Origin of the sequence: Primorskyibacter aestuariivivens, from assembly GCF_028023675.1 — a bacterium.
Taxonomy (GTDB): domain Bacteria; phylum Pseudomonadota; class Alphaproteobacteria; order Rhodobacterales; family Rhodobacteraceae; genus Marinovum; species Marinovum aestuariivivens.
The window spans coordinates 57331-74954 of sequence record NZ_JAQIOZ010000022.1; the positions used below are offsets into that span (position 1 = coordinate 57331).

Below are 17624 nucleotides of genomic sequence, written 5' to 3' on the forward strand. Positions count from 1 at the left end.
TGCGTGCCATTGCTTGACACCCGATGCGCCCCGGCCCATGTAGCCCCGGAACCAGAAACACGGGGAGCCGCATGGCTATGGCAGAAGAAAAAAAGGGCAATGCAATCGTCGAAACCATCAAGACGGTTGTCTATGCACTTCTGATCGCGGGCGTGTTCCGTTCCGTGTTCTTTCAGCCCTTCTGGATCCCGTCCGGGTCGATGAAAGACACGCTGCTGATTGGCGATTTCCTGTTCGTGAACAAGATGGCTTATGGCTATTCCTACGCCTCCTGCCCGTCGATCATCATTCCGCGGCTCGGGATCAACCTGGATGCCAAGTCTTTCTGTGGCTGGGCCGATGGGGACAATACCCGCCTTTTGGGCGGTGAACCGGAGCGTGGCGATGTGGCCGTGTTCCGGCACCCGGTCAATGGCAGTGACTTCATCAAGCGCGTGGTGGGCCTTCCGGGGGACCGCATCCAGATGAAGGGCGGCGTGCTGCATATCAACGGCACTGCGGTCAAACTGGAGCGCGATGGCGTGTTTACCGAGGTGGCCGAGCCGCAGGGCGGCATGCGCAACACGCCAAGCTGCTCCAACGCCCCCGTGGGGCGCGGTGGCATCTGCGAAAAAGAGAAATATATCGAAACCCTGCCAAACGGGCACCAGCATTCGGTGCTCAATATCGGGCGCCGCGCCTCTGACGACACGCCGGTCTTTACCGTCCCCGAAGGTCATTATTTCATGATGGGCGACAACCGGGACAATTCGACCGATTCCCGTTTTCCGCAGGAGGTGCGCGGCGTGGGCTTTGTGCCTTATGAAAACCTTGTGGGCCGTGCGGACCGCGTGATGTTCTCCTCTGCCGGTCGTTCCATGCTATTCTTCTGGACATGGCGCGGTGACAGGTTCTTCAAGGGGATCGAGTGAAGCTTTCGGAAGATTTGAAAAAACTGCAGGACCGGATCGGGCACCAGTTCGATGATCCGGGCCTGCTTGTGCGTGCGGTGACGCATTCCTCGATGGCCAGCCGGACCCGGGGTGACAACCAGCGGCTTGAATTTCTGGGAGACCGCGTGCTGGGCCTTGTCATGGCCGAGGCGTTGTTATCCGCCGACAAGGACGCCAGCGAAGGCCAGCTTGCCCCACGCTTCAATGCGCTGGTGCGCAAGGAAACCTGCGCCGATGTCGCGCGGCAGGTCGAGCTTGGACCTGCTCTGAAGCTGGGCCGGTCCGAGATGATGTCCGGCGGGCGGCGCAAGATGGCGCTTTTGGGCGACGCGATGGAGGCGGTGATTGCCGCGGTTTACCTTGATGCCGGGTTCGACGCGGCCAAGTCGCTGGTGCTGCGGCTCTGGGGCAAACGGATCGACCGGGTCGAGGTGGATGCGCGCGATGCCAAGACCAGCCTTCAGGAATGGGCACAGGCGCGCGGGCAGAAGCCACCGGTCTACGCCGAGATCAGCCGTGAAGGCCCGGATCATGCCCCGGTTTTTGTGATCGAGGCCCGTCTGGAAAGCGGCCAATCCGAACGCGCCAAGGCGGGGTCCAAGCGGCTGGCCGAACATGCGGCGGCCAAGGCGCTTTTGGACAAGCTCTGACCCCGTGCCGTGCGGGGCAATTCTGGTTAAAGCGCCCCTGCCATGGACAGAACGCTTGCCACTGCCCCCGAAGTATTCATCGCGACGACAACACTTGCGGTCAGGATTGCGCTTGCCACCCGCCGTTCCGGGCTGGGCAGGCCAGCGCAGCGGCGCATCTCGCGGACTTCGCCGGCAGTCAGGTCTCGGCAGAACTCGGCACGGAGAAGTTTTTCACGCTTCCATTGTGACACTGCGGGCGAGGGACGCCGCGCCTTGTTGTGTCGCAATGTCCGGCGTCTGGTTGTCGTCGTCACGGGACGTGTCGGGCGGAAAAGACGGTCTTGTTCCTGACCGAGTGCGGCGAGAAAAACGCTCCGCTCCAAAAGGGCGCTATCGTCCAGCCAGGCCACGTGGCTGATCGGGAAGGCTCCCACCAGAGCAAGCGTCAGCCGGGCAAGCTCAGCCTTGTCGGCTTCGGGATGGCCGCCCGAGATAGACAAGGTAAACGTGGGCGTGTCACCCCCTTCAAAACGACAGAAGGCGACATTCACAATGTCGCCTTGTCGGTTGTCGCAGGATTTGACCGCGCGCGGGTTTTCATGGCCGCGCCGCAGTCGGGCAATCTCGTTTCGCATTCGCTGTTCCAGCGCGTTCATGCGGGTTCCGGCGTACACACTCACTCGAAGCCGGGCAAAATGGGGTGTTTGGATGTTTCCGTCTAGGTCTGTCATCTCTCTATCCTCAACTTGCGGTACACGTATTAGTTGTGGTTTTGGGCGGAAACGTGGGGTATTTGTGATTTTTCGCGCATATTGTTTCCGAATTGTGCTTCATTCCTGCCGCATTTGGACAGGTGCGTTGATCTGCACGGTAAATACCGACTTGCAGCGGACGGACTTTCCGTCTGGTGGCAGCATATGATTTGCTGTAACCACCATGGCTGCATTTACAGGAAGCCAGCCCATGACCACACGCGCCGGATTTGTCGCCCTGATCGGAGAGCCCAACGCGGGCAAATCCACGCTCACCAACCGCATGGTGGGTGCGAAAGTGTCGATCGTAACCCACAAGGTTCAGACCACCCGCGCGCGCATTCGCGGCGTGGCCATCGAGGGTGACAGCCAGATCGTCTTTGTCGATACGCCGGGTCTTTTCAAACCTCGTCGCAGACTGGACCGCGCGATGGTCGCCGCAGCCTGGGGCGGGGCGGCGGATGCAGATGTTGTTGTGCTGTTGGTCGAGGCACATCGCGGCGTGACCGACGGCGTCGAACGCATCCTTGAGGAACTCGACACCGTGGCCCATGGGCGCAAGGTGGCGCTGGCGATCAACAAGATCGACCGGGTGAAATCGGAGGTGCTGCTGGCACTGACCAAGGATCTGAACGAACGGTTCAATTTTGCAGAGACCTTCCTGATATCGGCGGAAAAGGGCCATGGCTGCGATGATCTCAAACGCTGGCTGGCGGGGGAGATTCCGGAAGGGCCGTGGCTGTATCCCGAGGACCAGATCGCCGACCTGCCGCTGCGGATGATCGCGGCCGAGATGACCCGCGAAAAGCTGACGCTCCGGCTGCATCAGGAATTGCCCTACCAGCTGACGGTCGAGACCGAGCACTGGGAAGAGCGCAAGGATGGCTCGGCCCGGATTGATCAGATGATCTATGTCATGCGGGACGGCCACAAGGGCATCGTGCTAGGCAACAAGGGTGAGACGATCAAGGCCATTTCCAAAGCCGCGCGCGAAGAGCTGGAGGAATTCCTGGGCCGCCGCGTGCATCTTTTCGTCAAGGTCAAGGTGCGCGAGAAATGGCTGGAAGAGAAAGAGCGCTATTCCGAAATGGGTCTGGATTTCCGCGACGGGAATGCGTGACCAAGCCCGGGACCCCGTCAAAGTGACAGGGCCCCGGTTGGACCCGGCGGCAATGGGGAGAGACGGCCGACCGGGAGAGCCACGGGAAACAGGCATCGCCGCTTTGAACGCGACCACCTTTGGCGATCCTGTCCAGTCGTCTGTGGCGAGACCTCTGCCTCTGACACTTGAGATGGGGATGGGGGCGCGGCGGTTCAAATGACAAGAGCGGTCATGAAAGTGAACAGATGCGTTTGACGGCAGATTTCTGGGTTGCGGCCTATATCGCGCGGCTGCGCGGCGCGGATATCCCGGCCTTTGTCGTGGCCCATGGCGATGACACGGCGGGCATGATCATGGTCAAGCTCAACACGCTGGACGGTCATGCGCGGGTGTTTCACCGGATGCATGACCTGATGAGCGACGAGACCCGCTGGGAAGAGATGCGCGCTGGCCCCGAGGCGGAGATCGATGCGTTCCTGCGCCGTCAGCGCGACTTTGACCGTGACCTCTGGATCATCGAGGTCGAGGACCGCGCCGGACGGCATATGCTGGACAGTGGCGGGCTTTAGGCGCAGCTTGGCCCCATGGAATGGCGCGACACCGGTATATTGCTATCGCTTCGCAAGCACGGCGAAAACAGCGCCATTGTAGAGGCGTTTACCCCGGAACACGGTCGGCATGCGGGCGTGGTGCGCGGAGCAAGCAGCCGCAAGCTTGGCCCGGTCCTGCAACCGGGCGCGCAGCTGGACCTGCAGTGGCGCGCACGGCTTGAGGATCATCTGGGCAGCTATACGGTCGAGCTGCAACGCTCGCGCGCGGCGCAGGCCATGGGCAGCCGGTTGGCACTGGCGGGGTTGAATGCCGTCGTTGCATTGCTGGGCTTTTGCCTGCCCGAGCGCGAACCGCATCTGCCGCTCTACCAGCGCAGTGAAGCGCTTCTGGACCTCTTGGGGCAGGACGAGCTTTGGCCGCTGGCCTATCTGCGGTGGGAAATGTCACTGTTGGAGGAGTTGGGCTACGGGCTCGACCTGAGCAGCTGCGCCGTGACGGGGGCAATCCAAGGTCTCGTTCATGTATCGCCCAAATCCGGGCGTGCCGTGTCTGCCAAGGGGGCAGGTGAGTGGGCGGACCGGTTGTTGCCGTTGCCACCGGTACTGCGCGGCGAGGGTGCCGCCGAAGACGCCGACATCATCGAAGCGCTGCGCGTGACCGGGTTCTTCCTTGAAAGCAAACTTGCCCCGGCAATCGGCACGCGCCCCGTGCCAGAGGCAAGGGCGCGCTTGATCGACCGGTTGGAACAGGGGTTGTCTTAGTTCCGCTTCATCGGCACGCCGACAAAAATCATCTCGCGCCCGCTCTCGTCGCGCAGGATCAGCGTATTGCCGCGAAACTCCGAGATGGTCATGGAGCGTAGCGCCGTCAGGAACTCCGCCTCCTTGCCAAAAGCCGGGCAAAGCCGCTGGGTCACGCCGACACCGCTGGCGTTGAAGCCGGGGGCCGGTGTCGTCTGAACCCCGAAATAGCTGTTGCACGGCGTGGCCCCGGCGATCTGCGCGGGCGCCGGGAAATAGAGCGTCGCACGTTCGTCAAAGGCTTCACCGTCAATGCTTAGCAGGGTCCAGAGGATTTCATTATCGAACTCACCGCCCAGCGACGCTGAGAGGCTTGTCGAAAACGCGGTCGAGGCCGCGAAGAGGAGGGATGCAATCTGTGTCATGACACCGAGATAACCTTTTGGCGGAGCGGGGGAAGGCGGTAACGGGTTTTGTCATTCATCGGGATTGGCATGGAACAGCATTTCTCTTCCATCGTCATTGGACAGGATCAGAACATCGCCCTTCACCTCGGCCAGCGTCATCGCCGCCAGCGTTTCCAGAAAACGCGCCTCGGCGGGCAGCGCCGCGCAGGCCATGCGCGTGGCCGCGATGGGGCCGGTTTCGAACCACGGATAAGGCGCGGTCTGGTCCGCGCCAAAGCTGTTGCACGGTGCCTCGCCCGCGACGCGCCCCGGTTCGGGAAAGCGCAGCGTGGCGCGCTCAGAAAAGGTCATGCCGTCGATTTCCGTCAACTCCCAGACACGATCCGCCGCGCCATAGCCGCTGACGGTCTCGTCCGGGTAACAGGCGGCGGTGGCCAACAGGGCCATGACGGGAACACAACGCATGATCATTCCACAAAGATAAGCGCTCTGCGTGGAATTGAAATATGCGTATGCTCTCTTCCTTGTCCCCGCAGGGCGGGATATGACCAAGGCATGAGATGGACCGTGCCCAATATCCTGACCGTGTTTCGCCTGCTGGCAGCGCCTGCGGTGCCGATCATGTTTCTCTATTTCGCGCGGCCCTACGCGGATGCCTTTGCGCTGATCGTGTTCCTGCTGGCGGCCATCACCGACTGGGTCGATGGCTATCTGGCCCGCGCCTGGAAACAGGAAACCAAGATGGGCACCATGCTCGATCCCATCGCGGACAAGGCGATGGTGGTGATCGCGCTGATGGTGATCGCGGCCTATTCCTCCTATAGCCCCTGGCTGATCCTGCCCGCGACGGTGATCCTGTTCCGCGAAGTGTTCGTGAGTGGGCTGCGCGAATACCTTGGCGATGTGGCCGGAACGCTCAAGGTCACGACGCTGGCCAAATGGAAGACAACCGCCCAGATGGTCGCAATTGCGGTGCTGTTTTCTCAAGGTATCTTTGAGCATTATTTCGGCATGTGGTCATGGGGCATGGATCAGCAGATCATCATTGACGTGCTCGAAGGGCGCGAGGTGGATCACCTTGGTCTGCGCAATATGTATACCGGCATGGTGTGGTCGGGCTGGATCGGGCTGGCGCTTTTGTGGATTGCCGCGGCGCTCACGCTGATCACGGGGTGGGATTACTTCCACAAGGCCCTGCCGCATCTGAAGGAGGATGGATGATGGATGTGCTCTATTTCGCCTGGGTGCGCGAACGGATCGGCGTGCCGAAGGAACGGATCGAGACAGGGGCGGCAACGGTAGCTGACCTGGTTGAAGAGCTTAAAGCACGCGAAGAACGCTACGAGGTGGCCTTTTCCGACCTGTCGGCGCTGCGCGTCGCGGTGGATCAGGAGTTGAGCGATTTCGACGCCCCGCTGGACGGCGCGCGCGAAGTGGCGTTTTTCCCGCCCATGACAGGTGGCTGATGCGTGTCGTGGTTCAGGACGCCCCGTTCGATTTCGGGCGTGAAGCCGAGAGTTTCGCCAAGGCCCAGACCAATATGGGCGCGGTGGTGACCTTTACCGGCATCGTGCGCGATTCGGCCAAGGGCGACATGGCGGTCATGGAGATCGAGCATTACCCGGGCATGACCCAGAAAGCGCTGGAAAAGATCGCCAGTGAGGCGATGGAGCGCTGGGAATTGGGCGATGCGCTGGTCATCCATCGCTATGGGCGTCTGCATCGTGACGAGATGATCATGATGGTGGCCACGGCCGCACGGCACCGCGTGGCGGCGTTCGAGGCGGCAGAGTTCCTGATGGATTACCTCAAGAGCCGGGCGCCATTCTGGAAGAAGGAAATCGGCGCGGACGGTGCGGACTGGGTCGCCGCCAGGGAAGAGGACGACGACGCGCTGTCGCGCTGGTGAGCCGCGATCCGCGCGTTACGCGTTTCAACAAACGGGAGGGCCGCATGCGAATCGGAGCGGCACAGTTCGGATCGGTCTCGGGCGATCTGGAGGCCAATTTCGCGGAGCATCATCACTGGGTTCAGGAGGCGAAAGGCGCGGGCGTCGAGCTTTTGGTCTTTCCCGAGCTGAGCATGGTGGGCCATTACGGGGCGGAACGGCTCCTGGATGTGACGATGCTGCGCGACGATCCGCGGCTTCTGGACCTGAGCCGCGCGGCGGGGGACATGACGCTCATTGTGGGCTTTGTCGAGGAAGGCCCGGCGGCGCAGTTCTACAACGCGGCGGGCGTCTATCGCGGCGGCAGGCTGCGCTACATACATCGCAAGATCAATCTGCCCTCCTATGGCCGTCTGATCGAGACCAAATACTACGCGCAAGGTCGCTTCGTGGACACGCATGAGATGGGTGACGACTGGCGCATGGGGCTGCTCATTTGCGCCGATCTGTGGAACCCGGCGCTGACGCATCTGGCTTTTCTGCATGGCGCAACGCTGCTGGTTTCGCCAATTTCCTCGGGGGTCGAGGCGGTGGGCGACGGGTTTGACAACCCGGCCGGATGGGCCGCCACGATGCATTTCTATTCGATGATGTATGGGGCACCCTCGGTCATGGTGAACCGGGTCGGGCCGGAGGGCGATCTGAACTTCTGGGGCGGGTCGCGGATTTTGGACGCCTTTGGCAAGCCGCTGGCGGTGGCCGGGACAGAGCCGGAGCTGATCGTGGCGGATGTGGATTATGCACAGGTGCGTGAGGCGCGGGCGCTTTTGCCCACGGTGCGCGACAGCAATATCGGGCTGGTCGCGCGCGAGACCGACCGGCTTATCGAGCGGTTGGGCGTGCCAGATATCATTCGCGACGATGAATGAGATGCCCCGACCGGGGAAGGTGGGCAGAACTGCCCACCCTACATCAGTAGATCTTGGGCACGTAAAGCTCGTCGGGGAGAACCTGACGCTCGTAATCCGGATTATAGACCCGTTCGGGCAGCGTGACCTTTTCCGACGGCACGTCTTCATAGGGGATTTTTGACAGGATATGCTCGATGCAATTGAGCCGTTCACGTTTCTTGTCATTGCCCTCCACGATATACCACGGCGCTTCAGGGATGTTGGTGCGCGCGAACATCTCTTCCTTGGCCTTCGTATAGTGCTCCCAACGGATGCGGCTTTCGAGATCCATGGGGGACAGTTTCCACTGTTTCATCGGATCGTGAATGCGCATGAGAAAGCGCAGTTGCTGTTCCTGATCGGTGATCGAGAACCAGTATTTCAGCAGGATGATGCCGGAGCGGCGCAGCATACGTTCAAATTCGGGAACGTCCTGAAAGAACTGCTCTACCTGGTCTTCATCGGCAAAGCCCATGACCCGCTCCACGCCAGCACGGTTGTACCATGACCGGTCGAACAGCACGATTTCACCCCCTGCGGGCAGGTGCGGCACGTAGCGCTGGAAATACCATTGCGACTGTTCGCGGCGGTTCGGTGCAGGGAGCGCCACGACCCGGGCAATACGCGGATTGAGCCGCTGGGTGATGCGTTTGATCACCCCGCCTTTGCCCGCACTGTCGCGCCCTTCGAACAGGATACAGACCTTGGCACCGGTATGTTCGACCCAGTCCTGCACCTTGATCAGTTCCGCCTGCAGCCGCAGCAGGTTGCGGAAATAGACCCGGCGATCCAGCATGTCAGGATGCTGCCGGTTGTAGATCTTGCGGATTTCCTGGCTCAGCATCGGTTCGGAAAACTCGATCTCGATATCTTCGTCGAACGTGTCCTGAAGTTCGGCTTCCAGCCAGTCGAGGTCATTATCGTTTTCCATATCTGTCCTGTCCTCTGCTTTTGTCCCCGCTGGTTAGTATGCCTGATTGACAGCCTGATGACATTGATCCGTCTCAGACCGGCAGGGCCGTGGTCTTGAAAACCGTGCGCAGCGCAAAGCTTGACTGCATCTGCGTCACGCCGGGCAGCCGCGTCAGATACTGGCGGTGGATACGTGCGAAATCCTCGGTATCCTCGGCCACAAGCTTGAGAATGTAATCGGCCGTTCCCGCCATCAGGTGACATTCCAGCACATTGGGAATGCGGGATACGGCGGTTTCAAATGCTTCCAGAACCTCGTCAGATTGGCCCGACAGCGTGATCTCGACAAACACGGTGGTCGGCAGGCCAAGCTTGCGCGGGTCCAGCATTGCGACGTAGTTTCGAATGATCCCCTCGGCCTCCAGCCGCTGCACGCGCCGGTGGCAGGCCGAAGGCGACAGGTTCACCCGCTCGCTGAGATCGGCGTTGGACATGCGGCCTTGCTTCTGAAGGACACTCAGGATTCGACGATCTGTTGGGTCAAGTTGCATAATTGGCGTGGATTCTTCGAATTCGGGGGCTGTTTGTCGAAGTTTCCACCAAATGAAACCTTTGGCCAAGGGGAAATGTCAAAGCTTTCCCAAACGCCCTGCGTCATCCTGTCATCAGAGCGTTTCCAGTTGAACTTGAATCGCCAGTACCCTGCCACGCCTGCGGCGCTCTCAGGACATTGGCGAAGCCTTGTTTCAACGAAAACCGGACACGCATTAATGCACCGAAGGAGGAGCGGAGCCATGAAGATCGGATGCCCCACAGAAATCAAACCGCAGGAATTTCGCGTCGGTATGACGCCCAATGCGGCACAGGAAGCCATCAACCACGGCCATGAGGTCATGATCCAGTCGGGCGCGGGGGCCGGTGCCGGGTTTGACAACGCAGCCTATGAGGCCGTGGGAGCAAAGATTGGCGAAACCGCCGAGGAAATCTTTGCCTGGGCTGACATGATCGTGAAGGTTAAGGAACCCCAGGCCGTAGAGCGCAAGATGCTGCGCGAGGGCCAAGTGCTGTTCACCTACCTGCATCTGGCACCCGATCCTGAACAGACCAGGGATTTGATCGAGAGCGGCTGTACGGCGATTGCCTATGAAACCGTGACCGATGACAAGGGTGGCTTGCCGCTTCTGGCACCGATGTCCGAGGTGGCGGGACGTCTGGCCCCTCAGATGGGGGCCTGGACACTGCAAAAGGCCAATGGCGGGCGTGGTGTGCTGATGGGCGGTGTACCCGGTGTGGGCCCGGCCAAGGTCGTGGTGATCGGCGGCGGTGTCGTGGGAACGCACGCGGCGCGGATCGCGGCGGGCATGGGCGCGGATGTGACCGTGCTGGACCGGTCGCTGCCGCGCATGCGCTATCTGGATGATGTGTTCGGCGGCACGTTCAAGACCATGTATGCCAGCGCTGGCAATACAGCAGAGATGGCGCGTGAGGCCGACATGGTGATCGGAGCGGTGCTGATCCCCGGTGCGGCTGCGCCCAAGCTGATTTCCCGTGCGCAACTGTCCGAGATGAAGCCCGGCGCGGCGTTGGTGGATGTGGCGATCGACCAGGGCGGTTGCTTTGAGACCTCGAAGGCCACCACCCATGCCGATCCGATCTACGAGGTCGACGGCATCATGCATTACTGCGTGGCCAACATGCCGGGCGCTGTTGCACGCACCTCGACCATCGCGCTGGGCAATGCCACCATGCCCTATATGCTGGCGCTTGCGGACAAGGGTTGGGCCAAGGCCTGTACCGATGATCCGCATCTGCTCAATGGTCTGAACGTACATGCGGGCAAGCTGACCTATTACGCGGTGGGCAAGGCGCTTGGCATTGATGTGACTTCTCCGCAGGTGATCCTGAAGGCGGCCTGATCCTCCCTGTGCTGCTGGATCACATGCAAAAGGCCGGGGTGGTTGCGCCCCGGCCTTTCTTTTTGTCCCGGTCGCTGTTTACTTTTTCAGCGAGTCGCGGATTTCCATCAGGATATCCAGCTCGGTCGGTCCTGCGGGGGCCTCTTCTTTGGGCTCTTCCGGGGTTTCGGCTGCCGCCTTGATTGCGTTGACCCATTTGACCAGCATGAACACCACGAAGGCGATGATCAGGAAATTGATCACGGCCATGAGGAATGCCCCATAGGCAAAGATCGACGCCCCGGCCTCGCGCGCGGCCTCAAGGCTGGCACCCTCAGGGACCTCGCCCGCAAGCACGACATAGTTGTTGGTGAAATCCAGACCGCCGGTGAAAAGACCGATGATCGGGTTGAGCAGATCGCCCACCAGCGAAGTGACGATGGCGGTAAAGGCGGCGCCGATGATGATACCAACGGCCATATCCATGACATTGCCCTTGGCAATGAAATCCTTGAACTCTTGAAGCATACGCGTTTTCCTCTTGCGTTCCTGTTCTGTGGTGACTGGTTACCACAGCCGACGAGTTAACTCTGGGCAGATTGCACGAGAAATCCAGTCTGTTTATGGGAAAGCATCCGGGTTTTTCCCACGCGTCGCTGGCGGCACCTCGGACAACGGGCCAAGATTGAGCCAGTCCTTGAGCTTGGTCACAAGCCTGCTCGGCCCCAACGCTTCAAGCTGACCGTTTTCAACGGCGGACCCGACGCTGACGTCGCCGCGATAGACATGGATCAGATCGGCCAGCGTCGCGCTCAGATACATGTCAATCTCATGACCGGGATGGGAGATGCAGAAATCCAGCTCACCCCCGGAATTGACGAACCAGTATTGTGCCTTGTGTTTTGGCTGGTCGGTCACAGTGAGCTCCACGGTCACCGGCCCCGGACCAAATGCCGACGGATCGACGCAGTGCTCCAGCCCCCAGGTCAGAAGGCCGAGATCCATTTCCCCCGCCTGCAGGTCCCGCCGGGACCAGCGCCGCCCCCATGTGCCGAGGGTCGCCAGCAGCGGCACGAACTCCGCGCCGCGTTCGGTCAGGTGATAGGTCCAGTGCTTGCCCGTTGTGGCGCGGCGGCGTTCGACGATCTGTTCGGCCTCCAGCTGGCGGAGCCGTTTTGTGAGCAGGGTGGCCGACATATGCGGCACGCCGCGGTGAATGTCGCTGAACCGTTCGGACCCGGCGGCGAGATTGCGGATCACCAGCGCGGTCCAGCGTTCGCAGAAGATCTCGGCAGCTTTGGCGATGGGACAGAACTGGCCATAGCCCTGCATGGCGATCCTCCTTTGGGCTGAGTTTGGCAGATGGAAGGAGGGCAGAATACTCCAGATTGTGGACTATCGCCAAACCAGGCCGCCCGGCAGGCTTGTGGCCGTACCGAAAAGACCGGGAGAAAGACCATGACCAAACTCGAAAACATGACTGAAACGGATGTCTGGGGGACGGGTGGGGCCGCTTATGATCCGATCTCTTTCGGGCTGTCCGACGGGATCGGCCATGCAGTGCAGAAGCTGTGTCCCGCGCCCGGCGAGAAAGTCCTTGATCTGGGCACCGGCACGGGGTGGGCGGCGCGGCTGGTCGCCGGGCTTGGTGCCGATGTCACCGGGCTGGACATGTCCGAACCCATGATCCGGGCCGCGCGGGAGCTGTCCGCGCATCTGGAGACGCGGCTACGGTTCCGAAAGGGCGCGGCCGAGGCGCTGCCCTTTGACGATGCCACTTTTGATGGGGTGATTTCGACCTATGGGGTGATGTTTGCCAGCCAACCGGACCGGGCGATCTCGGAAATGGCGCGGGTGTTACGACCGGGGGGACGTATGGCGTTGACCACATGGGCCGAGACCGAGGGCTATATTGCCGATTTCTTCGCCGTGATCGGGCACCATTCCGATGCGCCCCCGCCCGAGGCATCGCCCTTTGACTGGGGCAATGAGGACTGGCTCCGTGACCATCTGGGCCGCCAATTCGACATATCGGTGGAGCCGCTGACCACCACCTATTTCGCGCCCGACGCGGCAACGGTCTGGCACAAATACCGGCAGGGCTTTGGCCCGGTGCGCGCCACGTATGACGCGTTGCCACCGGATCGCGCGGAAGCCTTCCGCGCCGATTTCATAGCCATGCAGGAACACTATGCCGGTGCCTCGGGCCTGCGGATCACGCGCAAGGCGCTTCTGGTCTCAGGGCGCCGCCGGTGACCGTCGTCAGCCCGGCAGCTTGCCGGTCAGCACGTAGCGCAGAATTTCCACCACCTGAGCGGGGGTGCGCGCCATCGCCAGCGCCGCGGCGTCCACCTCTTTCAGCGCGTGGTCATGTTCGGGCGGCTGCAGGATGATCAGCGATTTGCCAAGCGCGCTGGCATAGCCCGCGTCAAAGGCGGCGTTCCATTGCTTGTATTTGTCGCCAAAGCGCACGACGACCACATCTGCGTCGGCGATGCCCTTGCGGGTACGGATCGCATTGACCATCGCGCCCTTGTGGTCGTGCCAGTATTTGTTGTCTTCGGCCCCGAGGATTTCAACGCCGCAATCGTCGCTTGCGCCGTGATCGGTGACGGGGCTGTTGAAGCTGATATCGAGCCCCTGCGCGCCGTCGATGATCTGTTCGCGCCAGTCAGTGTGGATTTCGCCGGACAGGTAGACTTTGAGCATGGTGTTCTCCCTAGTTTAGGCCGTTTCGCCGGTGTCAGGCGGCAGGAGCGAGGGGTTTTACCCCTCGCACTCCCCCAGGTATTTCCGGCAGGAGGAAAGTCTAGCCGCGCAAGGCGCCGCCGGTGGCTTTCTGCACCTTTTCGATAACCTTGGTGGCCACCGCTTCGATATCCTTTTCGGTCAGCGTCTTGTCGCTGGGCTGCATACGGACGGTGATGGCGAGCGATTTCTTGCCCTCGCCGAGGGAGCCGCCGATGAACTCGTCAAAGATGCGCACCTCGGAGATCAGCGCCTTGTCGGCCCCTCCTGCTGCGTTGACCACGTCAAGCGCGGCGACATCGGCGTCGAGCACAAAGGCGAAATCCCGTTCGACCGCCTGAAGGTCATTGAGTACCAGCGCCGAGCGGGTCGCGCCCGTTTTGCGCGGCATGGGGATCTCGGCGGGCCAGAGGGTGAATGCCATGGCCGGGCCTTTGACATCCATCGCGGCCAGCACTTTGGGATGCAGTTCGCCAAAGACGCCCAGCACCTTTTTCGGGCCAAGGCAGATCACGCCGTGACGGCCCGGATGCCACCACGCATCGCCGTCGCGCCGGATTTGCACCTTGGCGGGCGCACCCATCGCGGCCAGCACCGCCTCGCCATCTGCCTTGACGTCAAACACATCGACCGGGCGGCTTGCACCATGCACATCCTTGGGACCAGAGCGGCCCACGATCAGCCCGGAGACCAGCAGGTGTTGTTCGCCAGGTTCGCCGCCGTGGAAGGCGTGGCCCAATTCAAACAGCGCCACATCCATGAAACCGCGGGCCTGGTTGCGGGCTGCGGCCTGCAGCAGCCCGGGCAGGAGCGCCGGGCGCATATGGCTCATTTCCGACGAAATCGGGTTGGCCAGTTTCGTGGCCTCATCACCGCCGCCGAAGAGCTTGGCCGAGGCCTCGTCAATGAAACTGTAGGTGACGCATTCATTATAGCCCAGCGCCGCGCAGGTGCGTCGTGCGGCCGCTTCGCGTTTCTGCATGGGCGACAGGATCGGGCGCGCCACGCCGTCATGGGTGCGGGGCAGAGGTTTGGAGGGCAGCTTGGTCAACGAGGCAACGCGCGCCACCTCTTCCACCAGATCGGCGGTGCCCAGCACGTCGGGCCGCCAACTGGGGACATGAGCCATGTTGCCTTCGAGCCGGAAGCCCAGAGAGGTCAGGATCTGGCGTTGTTCGCTTTCCGGGATGTCCATGCCCACCAGTGACGACAGCCGTGCGGCGTTCAACTCGTAGGCGCGTGCCACGTTCGGCACTTCGCCCGCTTTGATCACATTAGAGGCCTCGCCGCCGCAGAGATCGAGGATCATCTGCGTCGCGTCCTCCATCGCCTGCATATTATAGGCCGGGTCGATGCCCCGTTCATTTCGGTAGCGGGCGTCGGAATTGATCTTGAGGGCACGGCCGGTCATGGCGATCTGGATATGGTCCCAGACGGCGGCTTCAAGAAACACGTTCACCGTCTCATTGGTGCAGCCCGTGTGCAGCCCACCCATGATGCCGCCGATGGATTCAATGCCATTGTCGTCCGAAATCACCACGTGACCGTCAGAGAAGGTGTATTCCTTGTCGTCCAGCCCCATAAGGGTTTCGCCGTCCTTTGCACGATGCACGCGCAGGTCGCCGCTGACCTTGTCCGCGTCAAACACATGCAGGGGGCGGTTGCGGTCGAAGGTGAAGAAATTGGTGATGTCCACCAGCCGCGAGATCGGGCGCAGACCGATGGCGCGCAACCGGTCCTGCAGCCATTGCGGCGAGGGGCCGTTTTCCACGCCGCGGATCAGCCGACCGGCAAAGACTTGGCAGCCGTTTTCGCGCGTGTCCTCGTCGATGGAAATGCCGATTGGGCAGGGGAACTGCCCCTCCACATGTTCGCGGGCCAGCGGTTTGAGCGTGCCAAGACCGCGCGCCGCCAGATCGCGGGCAATGCCATGTACACCCAGCGCGTCGGGGCGGTTGGGGGTGATGGCAATCTCGATGACCGGGTCGACCTTGGCGGGATCATTCTCGGCCAGCCAGTCGATGAACCGCTCGCCTACCTCACCCGAGGGCAGTTCGATGATACCGGTATGTTCGTCGCTGAGTTCCATCTCACGCTCGGAGCACATCATGCCGAAGCTCTCGATGCCACGGATTTTGCCCACGCCCAGCGTCGTGTCGATACCGGGCACATAGACGCCGGGCTTGGCGACGACCACGGTGATGCCTTCGCGCGCATTGGGGGCGCCGCAGATGATCTGCAATTCACCCTCATCGGTGGCCACCTTGCAGACCTTGAGCTTGTCCGCATCGGGGTGTTTCTCGGCCTGCAGCACTTTGCCGATGGTAAAATCGCTGAGCCGCTCGGCGGGGTTTGAAACCTCTTCGACCTCAAGTCCGAGGTCGGTCAATGCATAGACGATCTCGTCCAGCGTCGCCTGCGTGTCGAGATGATCCTTGAGCCAGGACAGGGTGAATTTCATGGGGTCGTCTTCCGGTCTGTGAACGGGATGAAAAAGCGTCCCGGCGGGGATAACCCAAAGCCGGGCGAGGGGAAAGCCCTGCGCGGGCACGCGGCTGTTTTATGGGGTACAGGCGCGTTATTCGCTGTTCTCGCCATCGCTTCTCAAGCTGCGTAAAGCGGCGGCCCGTTCAATCTCGCCCTGTACAACAAGATCAGCGGCCAGATCGGAGATATAGGCCCGGTCCAGCCCATCCTCGATTTCCTGTCTCAGCGCGGTTTCCATTTTCTCGTATTCCTTGTCCAGCACTATCAGGCGCAGGGCGAGAAAGCGCAAAAACTCGTTTTGCGGCGCGATGGCCAGACCGCGCGCTATGGAATCTCGCGCGGCGGACAGGTTTCTCAGGGCGATCTGGATTTGCGCGAACAATGTAAAGTCTTCGAGGTCGGGTGCGTCGCCGAGAATATTGGGCATCAGTTGCGAAGCGGCACCCGCGTGATCTTCGTCAAGATGCAGCAGGAAGGCGTACCAATAATGGTAATAGTCGTCACGCTCGATCAGTTCAAAGGCGGTGCGCAGCACTTCCAGGCCGCGAAACCGCATGGACATGACAGAGAGCGTGCGCGCCTTGATCACATAGCCACCCGAGTCGTCCGGGTAGTTCCGGATCAGCGTTTCAGCATCTGACAGGGCGCGCAGATTGCGCCCGGAGGCGAGGCTCAATGTGGCGCGCCAGAACAGGGCGTTTTGGTTCTCTGGATCCAATTCATAGGCCTGTTGCGCATAGCCCAACGCGGTTTCCACCTCATCAAGATTGTTATGGGCGATAGCAAGACCCATGAGCGCGTTGGTGTCGCTGCCTGACAAATCCAGTGCGCCGCGGAATTGTTCGGTGGCCTCTTCGTAGCGGCCCAGATCGTTGAGTAGCCACCCGCGTTCGCGCCATGTCCAGGCATGGGTCGGGTCGATGGTCAGTGCCGCGTCAAATAGCTCGGCAGCCTCGTCGTAGCTGCTGATCTCGCTGCGGATACGACTGCTGGCAAGCCCGCTAAGCGCAGAGGCAGTCGGCGCGCGCGAGATGGCGTCCCGGAAGTATTGCGTGGCCGTATCGAACGCGTCTTCCTGATAAGCCACCCAACCAAGCCCGATCACGCCTTCGGCTGCTGTCGGTACAAGCCGACGGATCTGGTCAAACTGCCGTCTGGCCATAGCAAGCTCGTCGAGGTCGAAATAGGCCCATCCAAGCGCGTCCAAAAGGTCGATTTCCTGACGATTGCTGTGTCCGGTGTCAGACAGGGCCTGCTCGCAGATGGAGGCAAGTTTTGCCGGCGGGTAGTTGCGCGACAGGCAGGCGGAACCAAGCGTTTCCTCGGAACTTTTCAGCAAGGTTCCGGCGTTGCCGGGCAGGGCGGCGCAGACAAAAAGGGTTAAGGTGAAGAAAAAACGCAAAAGAGACCGGTTTCAGCAATGTGATGCCAAATAGGATCAAATTTGGGCCGGGGGCGCAAGGGCGCAAAGAGAAAGGGCTGCGAAACCGCAGCCCTTGGTCTTTTGTTAAGGTGCGCATTATCTGCGCACCTCACGCTTGTTTTGGCGGTGTCGCTTACGCGAGGATTTTCGACACGACGCCGGAGCCGACGGTGCGGCCGCCTTCGCGGATGGCGAAGCGCAGGC

The 17624-nt window shown here is 61.3% G+C and carries 22 protein-coding genes; 11 read left to right on the plus strand and 11 right to left on the minus strand.

Annotated elements, in window-relative coordinates; all coding sequences use genetic code 11:
• Positions 1-77: 77 nt before the first annotated feature.
• Positions 78-911 (plus strand): signal peptidase I, encoded by an 834-nt coding sequence (lepB, locus tag PGB28_RS18800; RefSeq protein ID WP_271423069.1) that lies wholly within the window; start codon positions 78-80, stop codon positions 909-911.
• Complete coding sequence (gene rnc, locus PGB28_RS18805) at positions 908-1582, plus strand: ribonuclease III (protein ID WP_271423070.1); 675 nt, start codon at positions 908-910, stop codon at positions 1580-1582. Before lepB ends, rnc begins: the two co-directional genes overlap by 4 nt.
• 26 nt (positions 1583-1608) lie before the next feature.
• Here the strand turns inward: rnc and PGB28_RS18810 are convergent, their stop codons facing one another.
• A complete protein-coding gene (locus PGB28_RS18810; RefSeq protein WP_271423071.1) occupies positions 1609-2220 on the minus strand; it encodes a hypothetical protein in 612 nt (203 codons plus the stop codon).
• A 307-nt stretch (positions 2221-2527) separates the two neighbouring features.
• Between PGB28_RS18810 and era the strand changes: the two genes are divergently transcribed.
• From era to recO, 3 genes are all read left to right on the plus strand, one after another.
• Positions 2528-3436 carry a GTPase Era gene (gene era / locus PGB28_RS18815; protein WP_271423072.1) on the plus strand — a complete coding sequence of 303 codons (909 nt, stop codon included), beginning with the start codon at positions 2528-2530 and terminating at the stop codon, positions 3434-3436.
• 227 nt (positions 3437-3663) lie between these two features.
• On the plus strand, positions 3664-3987 hold the full coding sequence (locus PGB28_RS18820) for a DUF1491 family protein (RefSeq protein ID WP_271423073.1): 324 nt from the start codon (positions 3664-3666) through the stop codon (positions 3985-3987).
• 15 nt (positions 3988-4002) lie between these two features.
• Positions 4003-4731: a DNA repair protein RecO gene (gene recO / locus PGB28_RS18825; protein ID WP_271423074.1), complete on the plus strand. Its 729-nt coding sequence runs from the start codon at positions 4003-4005 to the stop codon at positions 4729-4731.
• Here the strand turns inward: recO and PGB28_RS18830 are convergent.
• On the minus strand, positions 4728-5135 hold the full coding sequence (locus PGB28_RS18830; protein ID WP_271423075.1) for an META domain-containing protein: 408 nt from the start codon (positions 5133-5135) through the stop codon (positions 4728-4730). The two genes, recO and PGB28_RS18830, sit on opposite strands and share 4 nt — an antisense overlap.
• A gap of 51 nt (positions 5136-5186) precedes the next feature.
• A complete protein-coding gene (locus PGB28_RS18835) occupies positions 5187-5582 on the minus strand; it encodes an META domain-containing protein (RefSeq protein ID WP_271423076.1) in 396 nt (131 codons plus the stop codon).
• Positions 5583-5672: 90 nt separating this feature from the next.
• Here PGB28_RS18835 and pgsA point away from each other — a divergent pair, with 90 nt between their 5' ends.
• The 4 genes from pgsA to PGB28_RS18855 are packed head-to-tail and all read left to right on the plus strand — an operon-like array spanning position 5673 to position 7934.
• Positions 5673-6338, plus strand: a complete 666-nt coding sequence (gene pgsA, locus PGB28_RS18840; protein ID WP_271423077.1) for a CDP-diacylglycerol--glycerol-3-phosphate 3-phosphatidyltransferase — start codon at positions 5673-5675, stop codon at positions 6336-6338.
• Positions 6338-6583 (plus strand): molybdopterin converting factor subunit 1, encoded by a 246-nt coding sequence (gene moaD, locus PGB28_RS18845; RefSeq protein ID WP_271423093.1) that lies wholly within the window; start codon positions 6338-6340, stop codon positions 6581-6583. Before pgsA ends, moaD begins: the two co-directional genes overlap by 1 nt.
• The gene (locus tag PGB28_RS18850; protein ID WP_271423078.1) at positions 6583-7026 is read left to right on the plus strand and encodes a molybdenum cofactor biosynthesis protein MoaE; all 444 of its coding nucleotides are present in this window, start codon (positions 6583-6585) and stop codon (positions 7024-7026) included. Before moaD ends, PGB28_RS18850 begins: the two co-directional genes overlap by 1 nt.
• A 44-nt stretch (positions 7027-7070) precedes the next feature.
• Positions 7071-7934: a nitrilase-related carbon-nitrogen hydrolase gene (locus tag PGB28_RS18855; protein WP_271423079.1), complete on the plus strand. Its 864-nt coding sequence runs from the start codon at positions 7071-7073 to the stop codon at positions 7932-7934.
• Between the two features lie 43 nt (positions 7935-7977).
• Here PGB28_RS18855 and ppk2 read toward each other — a convergent pair whose 3' ends face one another.
• Together ppk2 and PGB28_RS18865 are read right to left on the minus strand one after the other, a co-directional pair.
• Positions 7978-8886: a polyphosphate kinase 2 gene (gene ppk2, locus PGB28_RS18860; protein ID WP_271423080.1), complete on the minus strand. Its 909-nt coding sequence runs from the start codon at positions 8884-8886 to the stop codon at positions 7978-7980.
• A gap of 73 nt (positions 8887-8959) precedes the next feature.
• On the minus strand, positions 8960-9418 hold the full coding sequence (locus PGB28_RS18865) for an Lrp/AsnC family transcriptional regulator (protein ID WP_271423081.1): 459 nt from the start codon (positions 9416-9418) through the stop codon (positions 8960-8962).
• Between the two features lie 243 nt (positions 9419-9661).
• On the opposite strand from PGB28_RS18865, the gene ald reads away from it, so the two are divergent.
• Positions 9662-10783, plus strand: a complete 1122-nt coding sequence (gene ald / locus PGB28_RS18870) for an alanine dehydrogenase (protein WP_271423082.1) — start codon at positions 9662-9664, stop codon at positions 10781-10783.
• Between the two features lie 78 nt (positions 10784-10861).
• On the opposite strand, the gene mscL is transcribed toward ald, so the two are convergent.
• Together mscL and PGB28_RS18880 are read right to left on the minus strand one after the other, a co-directional pair.
• Entirely contained in the window at positions 10862-11290 is a 429-nt protein-coding gene (gene mscL / locus PGB28_RS18875) for a large conductance mechanosensitive channel protein MscL (RefSeq protein ID WP_271423083.1), read from the minus strand.
• A gap of 93 nt (positions 11291-11383) precedes the next feature.
• Positions 11384-12094 (minus strand): winged helix-turn-helix transcriptional regulator, encoded by a 711-nt coding sequence (locus PGB28_RS18880; RefSeq protein WP_271423084.1) that lies wholly within the window; start codon positions 12092-12094, stop codon positions 11384-11386.
• A gap of 126 nt (positions 12095-12220) precedes the next feature.
• On the opposite strand from PGB28_RS18880, the gene PGB28_RS18885 reads away from it, so the two are divergent.
• Entirely contained in the window at positions 12221-13018 is a 798-nt protein-coding gene (locus tag PGB28_RS18885; protein ID WP_271423085.1) for a class I SAM-dependent methyltransferase, read from the plus strand.
• Positions 13019-13024: 6 nt separating this feature from the next.
• Here the strand turns inward: PGB28_RS18885 and PGB28_RS18890 are convergent, their stop codons facing one another.
• The 4 genes from PGB28_RS18890 to PGB28_RS21335 form a co-directional block, all read right to left on the minus strand.
• Positions 13025-13471: a YtoQ family protein gene (locus tag PGB28_RS18890; RefSeq protein ID WP_271423086.1), complete on the minus strand. Its 447-nt coding sequence runs from the start codon at positions 13469-13471 to the stop codon at positions 13025-13027.
• Positions 13472-13571: 100 nt separating this feature from the next.
• Positions 13572-15971 carry a phenylalanine--tRNA ligase subunit beta gene (pheT, locus tag PGB28_RS18895; protein ID WP_271423087.1) on the minus strand — a complete coding sequence of 800 codons (2400 nt, stop codon included), beginning with the start codon at positions 15969-15971 and terminating at the stop codon, positions 13572-13574.
• Positions 15972-16088: 117 nt separating this feature from the next.
• The gene (locus PGB28_RS18900; RefSeq protein WP_271423088.1) at positions 16089-17336 is read right to left on the minus strand and encodes a tetratricopeptide repeat protein; all 1248 of its coding nucleotides are present in this window, start codon (positions 17334-17336) and stop codon (positions 16089-16091) included.
• Between the two features lie 217 nt (positions 17337-17553).
• On the minus strand, positions 17554-17624 hold a 71-nt coding region (locus PGB28_RS21335), incomplete at its 5' end, for an EF-Tu C-terminal domain-related protein (RefSeq protein ID WP_408636282.1).

Excerpts from the sequence above, each read along its gene's own strand:
- PGB28_RS18830 (WP_271423075.1), bottom strand. The coding sequence starts at position 5,135 with ATGACACAGATTGCATCCCTCCTCTTCGCGGCCTCGACCGCGTTTTCG.
- era (WP_271423072.1), top strand. The coding sequence starts at position 2,528 with ATGACCACACGCGCCGGATTTGTCGCCCTGATCGGAGAGCCCAACGCG.
- PGB28_RS18850 (WP_271423078.1), top strand. The coding sequence starts at position 6,583 with ATGCGTGTCGTGGTTCAGGACGCCCCGTTCGATTTCGGGCGTGAAGCC.
- recO (WP_271423074.1), top strand. The coding sequence starts at position 4,003 with ATGGAATGGCGCGACACCGGTATATTGCTATCGCTTCGCAAGCACGGC.
- PGB28_RS18890 (WP_271423086.1), bottom strand. The coding sequence starts at position 13,471 with ATGCTCAAAGTCTACCTGTCCGGCGAAATCCACACTGACTGGCGCGAA.
- PGB28_RS18835 (WP_271423076.1), bottom strand. The coding sequence starts at position 5,582 with ATGCGTTGTGTTCCCGTCATGGCCCTGTTGGCCACCGCCGCCTGTTAC.
- pheT (WP_271423087.1), bottom strand. The coding sequence starts at position 15,971 with ATGAAATTCACCCTGTCCTGGCTCAAGGATCATCTCGACACGCAGGCG.
- pgsA (WP_271423077.1), top strand. The coding sequence starts at position 5,673 with ATGAGATGGACCGTGCCCAATATCCTGACCGTGTTTCGCCTGCTGGCA.
- moaD (WP_271423093.1), top strand. The coding sequence starts at position 6,338 with ATGGATGTGCTCTATTTCGCCTGGGTGCGCGAACGGATCGGCGTGCCG.
- PGB28_RS18880 (WP_271423084.1), bottom strand. The coding sequence starts at position 12,094 with ATGCAGGGCTATGGCCAGTTCTGTCCCATCGCCAAAGCTGCCGAGATC.
- mscL (WP_271423083.1), bottom strand. The coding sequence starts at position 11,290 with ATGCTTCAAGAGTTCAAGGATTTCATTGCCAAGGGCAATGTCATGGAT.
- PGB28_RS18820 (WP_271423073.1), top strand. The coding sequence starts at position 3,664 with ATGCGTTTGACGGCAGATTTCTGGGTTGCGGCCTATATCGCGCGGCTG.
- PGB28_RS18810 (WP_271423071.1), bottom strand. The coding sequence starts at position 2,220 with ATGAACGCGCTGGAACAGCGAATGCGAAACGAGATTGCCCGACTGCGG.
- PGB28_RS18885 (WP_271423085.1), top strand. The coding sequence starts at position 12,221 with ATGACCAAACTCGAAAACATGACTGAAACGGATGTCTGGGGGACGGGT.
- ald (WP_271423082.1), top strand. The coding sequence starts at position 9,662 with ATGAAGATCGGATGCCCCACAGAAATCAAACCGCAGGAATTTCGCGTC.
- PGB28_RS18865 (WP_271423081.1), bottom strand. The coding sequence starts at position 9,418 with ATGCAACTTGACCCAACAGATCGTCGAATCCTGAGTGTCCTTCAGAAG.
- lepB (WP_271423069.1), top strand. The coding sequence starts at position 78 with ATGGCAGAAGAAAAAAAGGGCAATGCAATCGTCGAAACCATCAAGACG.
- ppk2 (WP_271423080.1), bottom strand. The coding sequence starts at position 8,886 with ATGGAAAACGATAATGACCTCGACTGGCTGGAAGCCGAACTTCAGGAC.
- PGB28_RS18855 (WP_271423079.1), top strand. The coding sequence starts at position 7,071 with ATGCGAATCGGAGCGGCACAGTTCGGATCGGTCTCGGGCGATCTGGAG.